The organism is Lactococcus taiwanensis (genome assembly GCF_017068355.1).
Lineage (GTDB): Bacteria > Bacillota > Bacilli > Lactobacillales > Streptococcaceae > Lactococcus > Lactococcus taiwanensis.
Map to the genome: position 1 here is coordinate 1316370 of NZ_CP070872.1, position 17879 is coordinate 1334248.

The 17879-nt window shown below is 38.5% G+C and carries 17 protein-coding genes; 3 read left to right on the forward strand and 14 right to left on the reverse strand.

The genetic code is table 11. The features are described 5' to 3' along the window. Nucleotides 1-59: 59 nt before the first annotated feature. Nucleotides 60-764 carry a response regulator transcription factor gene (locus tag JW886_RS06505; protein ID WP_205272271.1) on the forward strand — a complete coding sequence of 235 codons (705 nt, stop codon included), beginning with the start codon at nt 60-62 and terminating at the stop codon, nt 762-764. Next, nucleotides 754-2307 carry a sensor histidine kinase gene (locus JW886_RS06510; protein WP_075525554.1) on the forward strand — a complete coding sequence of 518 codons (1554 nt, stop codon included), beginning with the start codon at nt 754-756 and terminating at the stop codon, nt 2305-2307. The genes JW886_RS06505 and JW886_RS06510 overlap by 11 nt, the downstream gene beginning before the upstream one ends. Nucleotides 2308-2329: 22 nt before the next feature. On the opposite strand, the gene JW886_RS06515 is transcribed toward JW886_RS06510, so the two are convergent. The 7 genes from JW886_RS06515 to JW886_RS06545 all read right to left on the reverse strand — a co-directional run bounded on the left by JW886_RS06515 (nt 2330) and on the right by JW886_RS06545 (nt 7745). Then, entirely contained in the window at nt 2330-3037 is a 708-nt protein-coding gene (locus tag JW886_RS06515) for a GntR family transcriptional regulator (RefSeq protein WP_075525553.1), read from the reverse strand. A 169-nt stretch (nt 3038-3206) separates the two neighbouring features. After that, entirely contained in the window at nt 3207-4262 is a 1056-nt protein-coding gene (locus JW886_RS06520; protein ID WP_075525552.1) for a BMP family lipoprotein, read from the reverse strand. A gap of 319 nt (nt 4263-4581) precedes the next feature. Next, nucleotides 4582-4974: a cytidine deaminase gene (locus JW886_RS06525; protein ID WP_075525551.1), complete on the reverse strand. Its 393-nt coding sequence runs from the start codon at nt 4972-4974 to the stop codon at nt 4582-4584. After that, nucleotides 4961-5623, reverse strand: a complete 663-nt coding sequence (gene deoC, locus JW886_RS06530) for a deoxyribose-phosphate aldolase (RefSeq protein ID WP_075525550.1) — start codon at nt 5621-5623, stop codon at nt 4961-4963. Before deoC ends, JW886_RS06525 begins: the two co-directional genes overlap by 14 nt. 13 nt (nt 5624-5636) lie before the next feature. Beyond that, entirely contained in the window at nt 5637-5825 is a 189-nt protein-coding gene (locus tag JW886_RS06535) for a hypothetical protein (RefSeq protein WP_075525549.1), read from the reverse strand. Next, nucleotides 5826-7118: a pyrimidine-nucleoside phosphorylase gene (locus JW886_RS06540; RefSeq protein ID WP_205871614.1), complete on the reverse strand. Its 1293-nt coding sequence runs from the start codon at nt 7116-7118 to the stop codon at nt 5826-5828. It abuts the gene before it with no gap. Nucleotides 7119-7136: 18 nt separating this feature from the next. After that, nucleotides 7137-7745 (reverse strand): class I SAM-dependent methyltransferase, encoded by a 609-nt coding sequence (locus tag JW886_RS06545; RefSeq protein ID WP_205871615.1) that lies wholly within the window; start codon nt 7743-7745, stop codon nt 7137-7139. Between the two features lie 188 nt (nt 7746-7933). Between JW886_RS06545 and coaA the strand changes: the two genes are divergently transcribed. Further along, a complete protein-coding gene (gene coaA, locus JW886_RS06550; RefSeq protein WP_200407257.1) occupies nt 7934-8854 on the forward strand; it encodes a type I pantothenate kinase in 921 nt (306 codons plus the stop codon). Between the two features lie 47 nt (nt 8855-8901). On the opposite strand, the gene psiE is transcribed toward coaA, so the two are convergent. The 7 genes from psiE to JW886_RS06585 form a co-directional block, all read right to left on the reverse strand. Continuing rightward, nucleotides 8902-9333 carry a phosphate-starvation-inducible protein PsiE gene (psiE, locus tag JW886_RS06555; protein ID WP_205871616.1) on the reverse strand — a complete coding sequence of 144 codons (432 nt, stop codon included), beginning with the start codon at nt 9331-9333 and terminating at the stop codon, nt 8902-8904. Between the two features lie 71 nt (nt 9334-9404). Then, a complete protein-coding gene (locus JW886_RS06560; protein ID WP_075525545.1) occupies nt 9405-10343 on the reverse strand; it encodes a cation diffusion facilitator family transporter in 939 nt (312 codons plus the stop codon). Nucleotides 10344-10482: 139 nt separating this feature from the next. Beyond that, nucleotides 10483-12204: an ABC transporter permease/substrate binding protein gene (locus tag JW886_RS06565; protein ID WP_075525544.1), complete on the reverse strand. Its 1722-nt coding sequence runs from the start codon at nt 12202-12204 to the stop codon at nt 10483-10485. Next, nucleotides 12197-13408, reverse strand: coding sequence for a quaternary amine ABC transporter ATP-binding protein (locus JW886_RS06570; protein ID WP_200407255.1), 1212 nt, complete (start codon nt 13406-13408; stop codon nt 12197-12199). The genes JW886_RS06565 and JW886_RS06570 overlap by 8 nt, the downstream gene beginning before the upstream one ends. Nucleotides 13409-13621: 213 nt before the next feature. Beyond that, nucleotides 13622-14242, reverse strand: a complete 621-nt coding sequence (locus tag JW886_RS06575; RefSeq protein WP_205871617.1) for a GntR family transcriptional regulator — start codon at nt 14240-14242, stop codon at nt 13622-13624. A 184-nt stretch (nt 14243-14426) separates the two neighbouring features. Then, a complete protein-coding gene (locus JW886_RS06580; RefSeq protein ID WP_205871618.1) occupies nt 14427-15863 on the reverse strand; it encodes a glycoside hydrolase family 1 protein in 1437 nt (478 codons plus the stop codon). 26 nt (nt 15864-15889) lie between these two features. Continuing rightward, complete coding sequence (locus JW886_RS06585; RefSeq protein ID WP_205871619.1) at nt 15890-17809, reverse strand: beta-glucoside-specific PTS transporter subunit IIABC; 1920 nt, start codon at nt 17807-17809, stop codon at nt 15890-15892. Nucleotides 17810-17879 lie beyond the last annotated feature (70 nt).

A 17879-nucleotide genomic window follows, 5' to 3' on the forward strand; every position in this document is an offset into this window, starting at 1 on the left:
TACTAAAAATATGCGATAAACCTAGCCAAGCAAGGGCTCTATTTGTTATAATTAAAAGTATGAAAAAAATTTTAATTGCTGATGACGATCGGTCGATTTTGACCCTTTTGTCCTATCATTTTCGGCAAAATGATTTTGAGGTCACTACGGTAGATGATGGAAAAAAAGCTTTCGAAAAAGCTCGCAAAAATCCTTTTGACCTCATCCTTCTCGATCTAATGATGCCAGAATATTCAGGGATTGAGGTCACTCAAATGCTTCGTAAAGTTGGAAACTTCACACCAATCTTAATTTTGACTGCGCGTGAAGATGACGAAATGAAACTGACAGGCCTGTCAGCTGGCTCTGATGAGTATCTCGATAAAAGTACTCCTATGAAAGAAATCATGGTTCGTGCAGCAGCACTCATTCGTAGAAACCAGATGTATAATCCAGTGCCATCCTTCGAAGACCCCAAATTAGAAAAAGAACAGTCTTTGGTAACAAAGCACCTTGTCATTGACTTCGTCAAAAAAGAAGTCCACTTAGATAGCAACCAATTGGATTTTACGAAACGCGAGTTTGAGATACTGGAGTTACTTGCTCAAAGACGAGGTAGTATCATTAGCCGCGAAGAACTTCTAAAACATTTTTGGGGAATTTCCGATGCCGCAGAAACTCGTACCATTGATGTGCTCATCTCCAAAATAAGAAAAAAATTAGACAACCGCTATATTAAAACTAAACGAGGATTTGGCTACTACTTTGAAGAAAATGAAGCTTAAAAATATCGTTATCATGACGATAATCTATATCATTGCTATTTTAGGACTCGTGGTTTTATTAAACCAAAATATCCTAAGCAACGACACAGAACGCGTATTAAATACAGCAAATAAAATCCAGCTTTTCCTGGAAAAAAATCCCACTAATGAGCTCCCAGCCAACTTTGAGCATCTACCTGCGAGTACGGATAATGCAGACACTCGAAAAATTGAAGGCGGGGCTTCCTACTCTCGCGCACTAACTCGCACAAAAATTACGACTACCAGTCCAATATTTAAAGAGGGCCAAATTGACGGTTATCTCCGGGTCACCGAGGATCGTACCCCTACCCTTGTTGCCGATTTTTCGATTATCACTTTTGCCCTACTTTTCTATCTAGCAGTCGCTGCCCAAGTTCTCCGTAGAGCACAACGCATGCACGTATTCACGGAAAATACTGTAGCAAAAATCAAAAACATTGAGCGAAGTCCACTAACCCAAAGTTATCTCATTAATGAAAATGATGATAAAATCACCACAGAACTCAACAAACTTGGAGAAAGCATTCAACGCCAAGCCCTCTCACATACCGAGAAAAAGGAAAACCTTTATGAATTTATCGAATTTTTCCAATTTCCCATCTTCATTTACAATAATAAAGGGAAAATAAGAAGGACCAATGCTTCTTTCAACAATGAATTTGCTGACACAGAGAACCTTGATATTTTTAGCCCTTATGCTGATTTTCTTAGTTTCCTCGTTGACAAAATGCTCCATCCTGATATTCAAGAAAAACTCTTTTATTTCGAAAAAATTGGGGCCTACTATCAAGTCAGAATTACACCTCTACCTGACTTAGATAGCCGCTTTCTTGTCGCTATGTTGGATGTTACGAGCTATCGACGTACGTTAGATGCACATAATGAATTTATTGCTAACGTCTCACATGAACTAAAAACACCGCTTACTTCTATCAAAGGCTTTGCAGAGCTACTGGAGACAACTTCAGTTTCAAAAGAAGAAACACGTAACTTTGCTTCAATCATTAGCAAAGAAAGTAACCGTCTCATGAATCTTGTTCAGGACACTCTTCTGCTTACGAAGCAAAATCATCGTATCGAGAAGAAAAAACTAGAATTAGCTCAATTGATTCAAAATATTTTGAGGACTTCAGGGCCTCAAATCTCTGAAAAGATGCTCCATGTCAAAACTCAGATTGATAAAGTGCAATTAAAAACAAATGAAGCAATGATTTACAGTATTTTTGAAAATCTTATTGAGAATGCCATTAAGTATACACCTGAACGTGGGCAAATCTTTATTAGTCTTCAGTCAGAAAAAGGGCAGATTGTCTTTAGTGTCAGTGATAATGGACCTGGTTTAACCGAAATTCAGAAAGAGCGGATTTTCGATCGCTTCTACCGTGTCGATGAGAGTCGCTCTGAAGTCAAGGGAACAGGCTTAGGACTAGCTATCGTTGAAAAAAATGTTCAAGAGCTTCATGGTACAATTGACGTCGTCAGTATCTTAGGAAAAGGGACAACTTTTACAGTGAAACTATAAAAAAGGACTTTTGAAGTCCTTTTTATCTTTCTAAATAAAACTCAAAGCGATCACCAACATACTGAGACAAAACATATTCAAACGCTGTTCCATCTGCCAAATAAGAAACTTGTGTTAATCCGAGTATCGCCGAACCCACTCGTGTTTTTAGGTACTCAGCAACTTCTGTACTCACTCGTTTTGCAGAAATGATTTGTTCACTACGTACAATCTCGTAGCCATGCTTCTCTAACGTGCGAAAGAAATTACTAGTTATTTCCTTTTTATCAAATGTCTTTACTAAATTAAAAGGAATACTTGCTACTTCGAAACAAATTGGTACGTTATCCGCATAACGAATCCGCTCCATTCTGATAATGGAATCCTTTTTAGTTATATTTAGTTTTTCACACTCTACTTCGTTGGGAGCAGTCTTAATATAGCTCAAAACTTCTGTAGAAGGTGTTTTTCCCTGTGAAGTGATGATTTCTGTAAAGGAAGTGGTTCCTCTCATTTTTTCACGGACACGACGACTTGCTACATAAGTTCCAGAACCGACACGACGGTCCAAAATCCCCTCATCCACAAGAGCTGTCACTGCTTGACGAGCTGTCATTCGGCTCACACTGAAACGCTCTGCTAAGTCCCGTTCGCTCGGCAGGCGTTGCCCTATCTTCCAAATGTCCTTTTCTACCTCATCTTTGAGCGCATCGTGTATTTTTATATAATTTGGAACTGATTTTCTTGCCATCTCTTCTCCCTACCAGAAAGTAACCATCTATACCACTTTGCTATTTGTCTATATTATTATAGCATAGTTCTAAACATTTGTATAAAAAATATTATAAATTATTGCTTTGTCGCTGCTTGAGATTAAAAGAAAAAACCAATCTTAAAATTGATTTTTTCGACGTGTTCAATTATTTTGCAGGAACAGTAATTTTACCTGAGATAATATCTGCTTTTGCAGTTTCTACAGCTTTCCAAACGTCATCTGAAGCATTATCTTTAGCTAAATCTGTACCGCCATCTTTAAGATTGTAAGTGGTTGTTTCTCCACCAGGGAATTTACCATCTTTTGTTTTATCAGCGATATCTTGCACGACTTTGCCCACTTCTTTAATCGTGGATACAAGGACAAAGTTTGATTTTTTACCGTCTTTTGAAGTATAATCCCCAAGATATTCTTGATCTTGGTCAACTCCGATAAGCCATACTTTATCCGCTTCGTTTTTCGTTGAATTCAAAGCTTTAGCTTCACTAAAGGCTCCTACCCCTACACCACCAGCACATTGGTAAACCACATCATCACCAGCACCGTACATTGCTGCAGCAATCGTTTTACCCTTAGCGGCATCTGTAAATGAGCCTGCATACTGAACATCTACTTTAATATTAGGTTTAACAGATTTGGCACCTGCTTCATAACCTTTTTCAAAGCGTGTAATAACATCAGATTGCATTCCACCGATAAAACCAATCTTGTCAGTTTTAGTAGCTTTAGCCGCAGCGACACCAGCAAGATATGCAGATTCATTATCTGCAAAGAGGGCTGATGCTACGTTCTTTTGACCTTCAATTACTGAGTCAATAATGACAAAGTTTGATTTTGGATTATTCTTAGCGGCTGATGTTGTAGCATCTTGAAGAGAAAAACCAATCCCAAAGAGAAGTTTGTAGCCTTGTTGCTCAGCTGAGTTAAAGTTTGTAGTATAATCTGAGGCTGAGTTCGATTGGAAATAATTGTAACCCACTCCTTTTTTAAGGCCGTTATCTTTACCCCAGGCTTGTAAGCCTTCCCAAGCAGATTGGTTAAATGAACGGTCGTTAATCCCACCTGTATCAGTGATCATAGCTACCTTGAGATCCGTTTTGTCATTTGAAGAAGATCCTCCGGCGTCATGTGAACGACATCCAGCAAGGACAGTTACTGATGCAAGTGCGATAGCACCAACTGCAAATACACGTTTTTTCATGGAAAAAGGTTCCTCCGAATTTTGTTTGCTAAACATAGCTTAAGACTATTTTAAGCTATAAGTATTTTTTTTGCAAGCGTTATACAAAAATTTGTGTGACTATTCTTTGATTGTTCGGAAATAGCCATCAACAATTTTTAGGTCCTCCTTTCAAGCTCTAAAATTGGTCTATTCCAACTTTATTCCTAAGACTTCTTCTCTAAAATAACTGGACATCCGATTGTTAAAAGCTTCATCTACAGAAAAGTAAGCGTTTGCTTATGCGGAATTTTTATATACTGACGAACCCGTCAGTATATTTTATACGTGTCACTATTTGCTAAACTAGTTCTTTGAAAGAATAAGGCAAGAGCTCTGCAACGGTGGTAGGCTTAACTTTATTTTCTTTAGAAATTAAATAAACTGGCATATCTGCTGGGCAGAATTCTGCAAGGACTTGTCGACAAGCTCCACAAGGGCTGATAGGTTCTTCAGTTTCCCCAAACACGTAAAGCGCATCAAAATTTGTCACACCCTCAGATATAGCTTTAAAAATAGCTGTTCGTTCAGCACAGTTAGAAAGTCCAAAACTCGCATTTTCAATATTACAACCTGTGATAATTTGACCATCAGTCGTGTGAAAAGCTGCTCCTACAGGAAAATGAGAGTAAGGAACATACGCCAAACTCGCCGCTTCGCGTGCGGCAACAATCATTTCATTAGTAGCTGTCATTTGAAGTCAGACCTTCCATAATTGCAACACCAGCCGAAACACCAAGACGTGTTGCACCAGCATCAATCATTGCTTTTGCTTCTTCAAGATTATGAACTCCACCAGAAGCCTTAACGCCCATATCTGGACCAACCGTTTGACGCATCAATTTTACATCATGAACAGTCGCACCACCTGTTGAGAAGCCTGTTGAAGTTTTGACAAAATCAGCGCCGACTGCTTTAGCAATTTGACAAGCTTTAATCTTTTCATCGTCAGTCAAGAGGCTTGTTTCAATGATGACTTTAAGAAGTTTATCACCTTTTACTGCGTTGACAGCTGCAATATCTGACTCAACAAGATCCCAATCCTTAGATTTTGCTGCACCAATATTAATGACCATGTCAATTTCATCAGCACCATTTTCAATAGCGTTTTTAGCTTCAAAAGCTTTGACTTCAGAAGTATTAGCACCTAAAGGAAAACCAATCACTGTACATACTTTAACGTCTGTATCTTTAAGTTCTTGACTGGCATAATTTACCCATGTTGGGTTAATACAAACGCTCATGAAATCATATTTTTTTGCTTCATCAATTATTTGTTGAACTTTAGATTTTGGAGCATCGGCTTTAAGAATAGTATGGTCAATATATTTATTAATTTGCATCTGTAACTCTTTTCTATTTTTTTATTTTTAAATACACTAGTCCGACAAGACTATAAACGATAACAAAAACGATAATAAAAGCGATTAATTGCAGGAGCCAACCCGTATTTTGAAGGATTAGCTTAGTAAAAGCGCCTGCAAGAGCAGCTAAAATAACCTGCACAGCAATAATTGCTGTTGGAATTTTTAAATCTCTTTTCATTTATCTCACAATCTCTAAGATTTCTTTAGGATGATGCTCCTCATCACTAATGACAAGACTGTCATTAAACTCTGAAATCAACTCAGCTGTGATGGGCTGATTGGAGTAAAGTGTAGCAATCAAATCACCTTCAGTGACAGCATCTCCAACTTTCTTCGCTAACGTAACGCCTGCTTCAAAATCGATTTGATCATTTTTGGTTGCACGACCCGCACCTAATTTCATAGCGACGATACCGATTCCTAAGGCTTTTTCTTCATGGATAAAGCCCGATTGAGTCGCTCTGATTTCAACTTGATGCTTCGTTTTGAGTGGAGCTGTCAAGTTTTCATAAGCTCTCGGGTCTCCTTCTTGTGCTTCAATCATGGCTACAAATTTTTCATAAGCTAACCCGTTATCTAAATGTGCCAAGATTTCAGGAATTGACTGGGTTTTCCCCGCTAATTCTAGCATGATTTGTGCAAGTTCGGCGATAAATTCACGAAAGGCTTGAGGACCTTGACCTTGCAAGGTTTTAACCGCCTCTGTCATTTCGTTACGATTTCCAACAGCATAGCCTAGAGGTTGGCTCATATTGGTAATCACTGCAACGGTTTCACGTCCGACTGACTTCCCAAGATCGACCATTGTACGTGCGAGAAGACGTGCATCTTCAACAGTCTTCATAAAAGCACCATCACCTACTGTCACATCCAACAAGATGGCATCAGACCCTGCGGCAATTTTTTTGGACATTACAGAACTAGCAATCAATGGAATGATGTCGACTGTAGCTGTCACATCACGCAAAGCGTACAGTAACTTGTCAGCTTTTACCAGCTCATCAGATTGACCAATAACTGCAATCCCTGTCTTTTGAACTTGTTCAATAAACGCTGCTTCTGTCTTTTCAAATTTAAAACCAGGAATAGACTCTAATTTATCTAAAGTGCCGCCAGTATGACCAAGGCCCCGCCCCGACATTTTAGCGACAGGAACTCCAAAAGAAGCCACCAAGGGGGCCAAAATAAGAGTTACTTTATCTCCTACTCCTCCTGTAGAATGCTTATCAACCTTGATACCAGGGATGGCACTCAAATCAAATTCTTTGCCAGAGTGCACCATAGCCATGGTCAGCGCAGCTGTTTCTTCCGTGGTCATTCCCTTAAAATAGATAGCCATAGCCAGTGCTGCCATTTGGTAATCCGGTACATTTCCAGTAACGTAATTTTCAATCATCCAATTAATTTCAGCTTCATCAAAAATTCCGCCGTCACGTTTTTTTTGAATGAGATCTACCATGCGATATGTCATATTCAACTCCTCTTTGAATCAAGCAAGATCAAGCTTATAGCTCCGTAAGATAAAATAGCCTTTATCCTTTGCAAGGAGCGTACAGTTACCGAAAACTTCAGTCATTTTCTTTTGTGCTGATGGTGCCCCTTGTTTTTTTTGGATGACGACCGTCAGATGCCCTTGCGGATTGAGATGGTCAAAGGCTCCTTTCAGAATACCATGAACAACCTCTTTTCCTGCCCTAATCGGTGGGTTGGAGATAATTGCATCGTAACAGTTGCTGACCGACTCATAAGTGTCAGAGCGTTTAATCTCTACTGGTATTACTGCATTATCTACAGCATTTTTTTCACAGAGATCGAGCGCGCGACTATTCACATCCACCATCGTTACCGCAAGATTAAATTTTTTAGCTAAGGTGATGCCAAGTGTCCCATAACCACACCCCACATCCAGGAGGCTCTCGGCCTGTTCAGGGTCATAATGTTCCAATAGCACTCGTGAGCCATAATCAATTGCACTTTTAGAAAAAACGCCACGGTCAGTAGAAAATACCATCGGAAGGCCCAATAACTCGACATTTAATTTTTGAATATCGTGCGAAAGGTCACGATTATCCTCGTAATACATATTTGTTTTTACCATTAATCTCATTTTAACATAAAAGCGACTTTTTCGCCTTGAAAAATTTTACATAAGTCCCCTTTATATAAGTAAACCTTTACATTGACCGAACGGAAGCGCCATCAGTAAGTGCTCATCTACCTTAAGCCGCTTACAAGAAAATAAGTTATTTTACCTTATCTATTAGAAAATATGGTAAAATATTTCTCATGAATGAATTCATTAATTTTGACGAAATTAGCCGTGAAAAGTGGCAAAATTTATATAAGACTTCTATTCCTCCGCTCACCCATGAAGAGCTAGAGTCTATTCGCTCTCTCAATGATGAGATTAGCCTCCAGGACGTGCAAGATGTCTATTTACCGCTTGTTCATTTGCTTCGTCTTTACAAAAAAAATCGCGAAGATATGAGCTTTTCCAAAGGATTATTTCTTCAAAAAATCGTTAAAACCCCACCTCTTATCATTGGCATATCTGGCTCAGTAGCAGTTGGAAAATCAACAACAGCACGACTTGTCCAACTGCTTCTTTCGCGGGCCTTTCCAAAGCTTTCTGTTGAACTTGTCACAACAGATGGTTTTTTGAGAACGACTGCCGACCTTAAAGCGCAAGGTATTTTAGATCGCAAAGGTTTCCCAGAAAGTTATGATATGGAAGCCCTGATTGAATTTTTATATCGGGTGAAAAATGGTGAAACATGCGAACTCCCTATCTATTCTCATGAAATTTACGACATCCTACCAGATCAAGTTCAAATCATTGACCGGCCAGATATTCTGATTGTTGAAGGAATCAATGTTTTACAAAATCCTCAAAACCAAATGCTTTATATCAGTGATTTTTATGACTTTTCAATCTACGTAGATGCCGATGAGAAACTCATTGAAAAGTGGTACCTGGAACGCTTTGATAGCTTATTAAAATTGGCCAAGTCTGATGAAGCTAATTTTTATCATCAATTTACAAAAATGCCGACTGATGAAGTGGTCAAATTGGCAAAGGAAACCTGGGCCAGTGTCAACAGAGTCAATCTTCGGGAGTATATCGAACCAACGAGAAATCGTGCTGAAATCATTCTTCATAAAACTGAAAAACATTATGTTGATAAAATTTATCTCAAAAAATTCTAATAAAAAATTACTGACAGAGCTGTCAGTAATTTTTTTAATCTCATCTATTAAAAATGTTCTTCATTTTTATCTTCAGCAAAGATAAATTTTTTCAATATCACTACACCTATTATCAATAAGAGGATTGCAACAGCAATCAAAATCACTCCCCCTAGTTGCTCATGATAAGTGAGTAATTGACGGATAAGGGATGTAATTCCTAAAGATAATAAGAAAATAAGCGAAACATGTCCTTTATTACGCAAGGAGGTGATAATCAAAGTGAGAAACTCAAAGAAAATAAAGAAAGAAAGAATACTCTTTAAGACATCATAATAATGACCGCTACTGTCTGGCTGAAAAGTGAGCAAAACAAGCGCGTAGACCTCCCGAAAGAGAAAATAAACAATCACTAAGCCCACAATCATCAGTGAGAGAAAGCTAATTTTAGATAATAATTTTACAATTTTTAATTCAAAATGCTCAAAATAATCTTTCACTTTTTCCTCCTTTTCTTATTGTTTTATAAGTTTATTATATCATTTATTAACTGACGGTTCTGTCAGTAAGTTTAACGTTGATAATTTTCGTCAAATTCATCAATTTCAATATAAATATAACACTTTTTATCTGCGAGATTTTTCCGAATTTCAGCTTCAATTTGATTGACCACATCATAATCTGGTATCACCAATTCATTAACTAAATCAATTTTGGCAGCAATTAATATTTCTGTTGGACCCAAGTGAACCGTCTTGACGTTAATAACGCGCTCGATATCAGAACGCTCAAAAGCAGCTAAAATCTTGGTGAGGTCACTATCTGTAACCCGTTCACCAACAATCAAGCTATAAAATTCGCGTGTGAGGAAAATCGCTGCTCCCATCAATAATATTCCAATCAGCATCCCACTTATCGCATCAAACATAGGATTACCCGTCACAAGAGTCAAAACAGTACCCAAAAGTGCCAATAATAAGCCAATGATGGCACAAAAATCCTCAGCAAAAATTACTAAAATCTCACTGTGCCGACTCTCATGTAAAAATCTAAAAATCGGTAATTTCCCAGTATTTAACTCAGCAATCTCCTTAAAAGCAATCCGTAAAGAAGACCCCTCAATCAACATACCAGCAATCAAGATAGCAATCACAATCCCTGTATTTTCTACGGTATGAGCTGGGTGGACCAATTTATCATAAGCTTCCATTACCCCAATAACTCCCCCACCAAAAAAGAGGAACATTGCCACAATCATACTAAAGAAATATTTCGCCCGTGCTTCACCAAATTGGTGAAGATTAGAACTCTTTTGCTTCGAGCGCCGATCCCCAAACAATAGTAAGATTTGGTTACCACAATCCACAACAGAATGAATACTCTCATTTAACATCGCAGCAGAACCAGATAAGGCATAACCAACAAACTTACTAATTGCTACCAGTATATTGGCTCCAAGCGCCGCAAAAACGGCAAACATTCCCGAACTTTTTTTATTTTGTTTTTCCATTCTTCACTCACTTTATCTCATTTTTAATTCTATTATAACAAAAACTCTTACTCAGCACGGCTTTCGGATGCTAAAAAAGACCTCCTGAACAAATATGTCAGGAGATCTTTTATCCTTTTTTAAAACTTACCCGTAAATTTTACTTAAACCATTGATCTACTTGGCTTTGGTGAGCTTTAATCCATTTATTTGCAGCTTCTTCTGGACTTTTTCCATTTTGAATATCGAGCATTACTGCTTCCATATCTTTTTGAGTCCAATTGAACTGATCTAATACTTTGTAGGCTTCTGGATTATCTTTCTTCAAATCTTTACGAACAACCGTATTGATATTTTCTTCAGTACCCATAGTTCCTTTAGGATCTTCTAAATATTTCAAATCGTACTTATTAAACATCCAGTGAGGAGACCATCCCGTTACGACAATATCTTTATGCTGTTTGATGGCTTCGCCTAAAGCAACCGTCATCGCACCTGAAGACGAAGGAACCAAAGTCCAATCGCTCAAATTATTATAAGCTTTCATCGTTTTCTCAACTGTTGCCATTTCACCAGCACCAGGTTCAATTCCGATGATTTTCTTATCGGCTTGATTTTTCAAATCTTCGATTGAATTTACATTCATATAAGCAGGAACAACCAAGCCAACTTTAGCACCTTTCAAATTAGTACCGAGATTTTCAACTGATTTGCCAAATTTTTGCCACTGAGTTTTATGTGTATTAGGCAACCAAGCAGAGATCATTCCATCTGCTTGACCGTTTGCAACGGTTTGCCAAGCAACCGTATTATCTAGGGCCGTTGTATTCACGTCAAAGCCATGTTGTTTCATCGCTTGTTCCAATACATTCACAGATGCTACCTCAGAATCCCAGTTCATATAAACCAAATCTACCTTTTTATCAGCAGCTTTTTTACCAAAAGAAAGTCCTGAAATTCCACCAATAATCAATACAAGAAGTGAAGCTAGGGCCACCCAACGTTTCCAGCGACGTATCTTAGGATTCGTTTGCTTTTCAATCGGTGAAACGTTAAGTTTTTGAGTAAAGCGGTCAATAATAATCGCTAAAATGACAAGTGAAATCCCACTTACAAAACCTTTACCAATATCAGCCGATTGTACCGCAGCTAATACACCACGACCAAGCCCAGGCGCACCAATCATTGAAGCAATAACTACCATTGAGAGTGCCAACATGATGGTTTGATTTACCCCAGCCATGATCGTTCCTTTAGCTAAAGGAAATTCCAACTTAAAGAGTTTTTGGCGTGGAGTCGATCCAAAAGAATCAGCAGCTTCAACCAATTCTGTCGAAACTTGACGAATACCCAAATTAGTCATTCGTACAGTAGGTGGTAAGGCAAAGATTACTGAAGCGAATACCCCAGGCACTACACCGATACCAAAGAAAGCAACCGCAGGAATCAAATAAACAAAACCTGGCATTGTTTGCATGAAGTCTAGAATTGGTTGGACGATTTTAGCGACAATTTCTGATTTCGCCATCCATATTCCCAAGGGCACTCCGATTACGATTGAAAGCAAACTTGAGAGTAAAACAAGCGTGATTGTGTTCATCAAATCTGTCCACAACCCCTGATTAGCAATCAAGACTAGCCCTAAAAACGTGAAAATAGGAAAGGCAATTTTCTTACCAGACACCAAGATGGCAAGTAAAGTGACCACACCAATCATCAACCAAAACGGAACTGCTGTTAAGGCACCCGTTACGGTATTCATAATAAATGTTCCTATTTTCTGGATAACATCAAAGCCACCACTAAAATTACTTGTAATCCAATCTGTAATATTGGATACCCACTGGGCCAGTGGGAGTTTGCTTATCGCTAAATCAATCATTATTTTCCTCCTCTACAATCTCATCAGGGATATCCGCAAGGGCTTCAAGTACACTCCCACGAATTAATACACCTTTTAAGTAACCTTGCTCGTCAATTACAGCAAGTGGAGTTGGTGAATCATAAATAATTGGTAAAATATCACTGACCAGTGTTTCTTTGCTTACTTGATCTACATCTGTTGTCATCACATCACGTAAGGATAAATTATTTTGGCGAGCATTAATGGCCTGCTCACTCGTAACCACCCCTCGGAATTGGCGTTTCTTATCAACGGCCATAAGAGAGCTGACTTCCTCAGCCTTCATTTTCTTGAGCGCAACCGTAGGTCCATCCACATCCACATTGGTTGTCAACGCTGGAATCATGATATTCTCAGCAGTAATAACTTTAGCACGGTCGACATCCTCAACAAAGCTCTTGACATAATCGTTTGCAGGATTTGTTAAAATCTCTTCTCCTGTTCCGATCTGCATGATTTTACCATCTTTCATAATGGCTATACGATCACCGATACGAAGTGCTTCATTTAAATCATGTGAAATGAAAATAATTGTTTTTTGGAATTTTGCTTGAAGTTCCAGTAATTCATCTTGCATTTCGCGTCGAATCAACGGGTCCAATGCTGAGAAAGCTTCGTCCATTAACAAAATTTCAGGATCATTAGCCAAAGCTCGAGCAAGACCAACACGTTGTTGCATCCCGCCAGATAATTGCTTAGGGTATTGATCTTTAAAATCTAACAAGTTAGCATTGGCCAAGGCCTTTTCTGCTCTCACTCGTCTTTCCTCTTTGGGCACATTTTGAACTTCTAAACCGTATTCTGTATTTTCCAAAATTGTGCGATGCGGGAATAAACCAAAATTTTGAAAAACCATGCTCATTGTTTTACGTCTTACCTTTAACAAATCTTCTTTGTTTAAAGTCGCTACGTCTTGATTATCAATAAAGATTTTACCACTCGTAGGTTCAATTAAACGGTTAAGTAAGCGCAGTAAAGTTGATTTCCCCGAACCTGATAATCCCATGATGACGAAAATTTCACCCTCATTAATTTCAAAGTTGGTGTCATAAACCCCTACGGTTGCACCGGTCTTTTTGAGAATTTCATTTTTAGATTCTCCCTGCTCTACCATAGCTAGGGCAGCTTTAACGCGTTTTCCAAATATTTTTGTTAAATGTTCTATTTTAACTTTTACTGGCAATATATATCCTCCTTGTCTTTCAACTAATAAATCTCATGCTTCTCTAAGTTCTTCTATGACTCAATAAATGATTAATAATTACACGCACGGAAAATATTAGTATTCTATATCATACTCTTAAAAGTGACCACTCCATAATAGCAATATGTTGTCACTTTGTCAAATAACTTAACTTCCACTTAAAAAAGGCATCGCCTATGTAAACGATGTCTTTTATTTGGTATAAAAAAAGTTTTGAATAATCTGTAAGGTATTGGATGCGCCTACAAAATAAAGAGTATCTCCTTGATTGATTGTAGCGTAAGGTCCTGGCGAAACAATCAACTCCTCCTTTTGCAAAATAGCGACAATAGTGGCACCTGTATTTTGCCAGAGATTCATCTCTCCCAAAGTTTTCCCAAGTTTTGGGGATTGCTCAACAAGCTGAAACTCAATCGGGGTGAGAGGGTTAGCTTTTTGAAAATGTTCAGTCTGGTCTACTAATTTATCAAGAATCGTGGAAAAATTTGCTAATTCCGACTGTTGTCGTACAACACTTTCTAAGATTTGTTCTTGTAGGTCCTGTATCGTCTCAACTTCTTGGTATTGTTCTAGGTGCTCCTGAGCCTTTTGACGAGAAACGACAATCACGCCGCTTCCATGAACCGGATCAACAATCCCTAAATCACTAAGTACACTAATTGCCTTACGCGCTGTCTCAGGAGAAACGCCAAACGTCGTTGCTAAAGTCGACCTTGCATATATTTTTTCGCCTACTTTTAACTCATTACGGGCAATTTTTTCTGCAATAAGTCGTGCGATTTGCTGGTAACGTGGTTGTCGAGCTACACGCAAAATTTTTCTCCTTTTCGTCAAATTGTCAGCTCTACTTTTATCGAGCTAAAGTTTCAACATATTATAGCGCTTTATTTTTCTTTTTTCAATTAAAATCCTTCTTTGTCCTTTTCAAAGGTCAAAAAAGAGATTCACTTCAAACCAAAATGAATCTCTTTTAAAGATTATTAAAACCTAAGCCTATTTACAGTTTTTCTCCATTTGATGCGATGACTTCCTTATACCAATCAAAGGATTTTTTCTTCATCCTTGCACCTGTACCGTTTCCCTCATCATCTAGATCAACATAGATAAAGCCGTAACGTTTACTCATTTCACCCGTTGACGCAGAAACAAGATCAATACATCCCCACGGAGTGTAGCCAAGGAGTTCAACTCCATCTTCCACCGCATTATTCATAGCTTTGATATGGCGGCGCAAATAATCAATTCGGTAGTCGTCATTGATAAGCCCTTCATTATCAACTGTGTCAATAGCACCTAAACCATTTTCTACAATGAAGAGTGGCACCTGATAACGCCCATAGAGATCATTGAGCGCATAGCGTAAACCGTCAGGATCGACGGCCCAGCCCCACTCACTTTCTTTCAAGAAGGGATTTTTCACTCCCCCCAAAACCATATTACCGCTTGCTTCTACACCCTCTCCAGTTTTAGACTCCACCGTTGACATGTAATAACTAAAACCAATATAATCTACCGTCCCAGATTTTATAATAGACAAATCTTCATCAGTAATTTTTAAAAGCTCTGCTTTTACTCCATGTTTTTTATGCAATCGCTCTGTAAAGGCAGGATAAGCTCCACGCACTTGCACATCATTGCAGAAATAATTAAATTCTTGAATACTTTGCTGCGTGGCTATTTGATTGACCGGGTTAGCATCGAAAGAGTAGGTCGTAGAATAGATGCTCATGCATCCAATTTGTAAATCTTTATTAAGTTGATGGCCATAGTTTACAGTTTTCGCACTAGCTACAAATTGATTATGCCATGCTTGAAAAATATTTGTCTTATCATCACCACCATTTGAAGGGACAAGACCTTGACTCAAGCCAGCAAAGAAAGTTGCTGAATTGATCTCATTGAAAGTCATCCAGTACTTCACTTTATCTTGATAACGCTCTAATAACACTTGGGCATAACGAACATAAAATTCAATCAGGTCCCGATTTTTCCAACCTCCGTATACTTTAGCCAAATGTAAGGGCATTTCATAATGAGAAATCGTAATTACTGGCTCTATTTTATATTTTAAACATTCATCAATCAACTGATCATAAAAATTTAGTCCAGCTTCATTTGGAGTAAGTTCATCTCCTTGTGGGAAAATTCTTGACCAAGCTATAGAAAAACGGTAAGCCTTGAAGCCCATTTCAGCAAATAGTGCAATATCTTCTTTAAAGTGATGATAATGATCAATCCCGAAATGGTTAGGATAAACATATTTTTTCTCATCAATAGTCCAATCAAAACCTGGACTTGCTAAAATGTTTAAACGTTCCTTTCCTCCAGGCATGGCATCCGCAACCGAAAGACCTTTCCCCTCTATATTATAAGCACCTTCTAGCTGATTAGCTGCTGTAGCTCCACCCCACAAAAAATCGTTTTTAAATGTCATCTTTATCTCCTTTTATTTTGGTAGTTTTAAATTGGTTTGACCACTAATGTAGTATCCTGCGCTGCAACTGTCGTAAGCAATGGATCCTTTTTACCTACACTTATCTGATGGGTTGCGATTACTTCCTGATAATCTTGAGAATTTGTGACAATGATTGGGATTTGAGTACTATACCCGGCTTCGTTAATTTTTTCAAGATCAAATTTTACTAGCAAGTCGCCTTTATTTATCCTTTGTCCTTGTTTTACAAAAGCTTCAAAATATTTCCCTTCTAACTGAACAGTATCAATCCCAATATGAATTAAAAGTTCCACTCCCTCATCAGAGATCAAACCTAAAGCATGTTTGGTAGGAAAAAGGGTTACTACCGTTCCATTAAATGGAGCATGCACTTCTCCTACTGTGGGTTCAATTGCTGCTCCTTTTCCCATAATTCCTGCAGAAAAAGCTGCGTCTTTCACTTGAGCAAGCGGTACAACTGTTCCTTCTACGGGCGTAAGAATCGTTGCTGAAGTAACGGTTTGAGGAAAAGTAGCTTGTTTAAAATTATTTTTTTCTAGGTTTTGAGGAGCATTGTCCTCAAAACCTAATAGATAAGTTACGATAAAACCTGAAATTACAGCCACAGCAGCTAAAATCATCATTTTTATCGCTCCAGAAACATCACCGTCAAGAGTAATATTAGAAGTAAAGCTAAAGATACCAAGTGCTCCCATTGTATAAGCTTGAATACCAATGGCCATTGCTACTCCACCCAGAACTCCACTGACAATACATGACGCCCAAAATGGTCGTTTTTTAGGAAGTGTTATTCCATAAATAGCTGGTTCGGTCACGCCGAACCATCCGGAGATAAAGGCAGGGATTGCAAGTTCACGAAGCTTTTTATCTTTAGTTTTCATCATTACTGCCCCTACAGCACCTGTTTGTGCAAAGGAGGCAATACTTGCTGCGGTTAAGAGCGCTGTAGGTTCCCCTTTCGCAAGAGCGATAATCGCAAAAGGTACAATGGCCCAATGTAGCCCAAACATAACCAAGATTTGCCAAGCAAAACCTAGGACCACTCCAAAGATAATCGGACTAAAGCCTTGTAAAGCAATTAACCCTCTACCTAATGCATCAGAAGCTACATTCATTACCGGACCGATAACTAGAAAACCGAGTGGTACTGAAATAATCGCCGTAAAGAAAGGAACTAAAAATAATTTAACAACATCAGGCACAACCTTTTTCAATTGACGTTCTAAAAATGCTGCAAAGGCCGTGATAGCAATTATAGGCATTACCGTAGAGCCGTATCCGGCTGCAGGGACTGAGAAAGGAATCCCAAATAAATTAAGACCACCCGTCTTTGAAAAAGTTTCGGTGATAGTGCCATCTAAAAAACCTGGGTAAACGAGTGCCGCAGCTATCATCATTCCCAAAAAAGGAGAACCTTTAAATTTCTTCATTGAAGAATAGCCAATGAAAATAGGAAGAAAAAGAAATAGTCCATCTCCCATAGCGTTGAAAACAGCATAACTCGCCGAAGTTTGATAACCTTGACCGAGCGCAAAGGAGAGAATCGCATTTACCCCCTTTAGCATACCGGCCGCACAAAGCGGAGCTAGGATGGGTTGAAAAATCCCAGAGATCATATCTACAAAACGATCAAAAAGATTCCCTTTTGCTCCTGTATTGCTTTCAGATGTATCAAGCTTACCAAGCACAGCATCGACATCTAATCGAACATCTGGTACATGATTCCCAATTACAACCTGATATTGTCCCCCAGACTGCATCACTGTCACAACACCATCCATATTTTTAAGGATTTCTGTGTTTGCCTTACTCTCGTCTTTGAGCTTAAAGCGTAGTCTCGTAATACAGTTTACGACTGAGATGACATTTTCTTTGCCACCTACGTTTGCTACAATGTTTTTTGCAAGAGCTTCATATTTGCCCATTACATACCTCCAAAAGAATATATTTTTTAGAGGTTTCGCCAACTTAATGTCACGATCCAATTGTTAACAT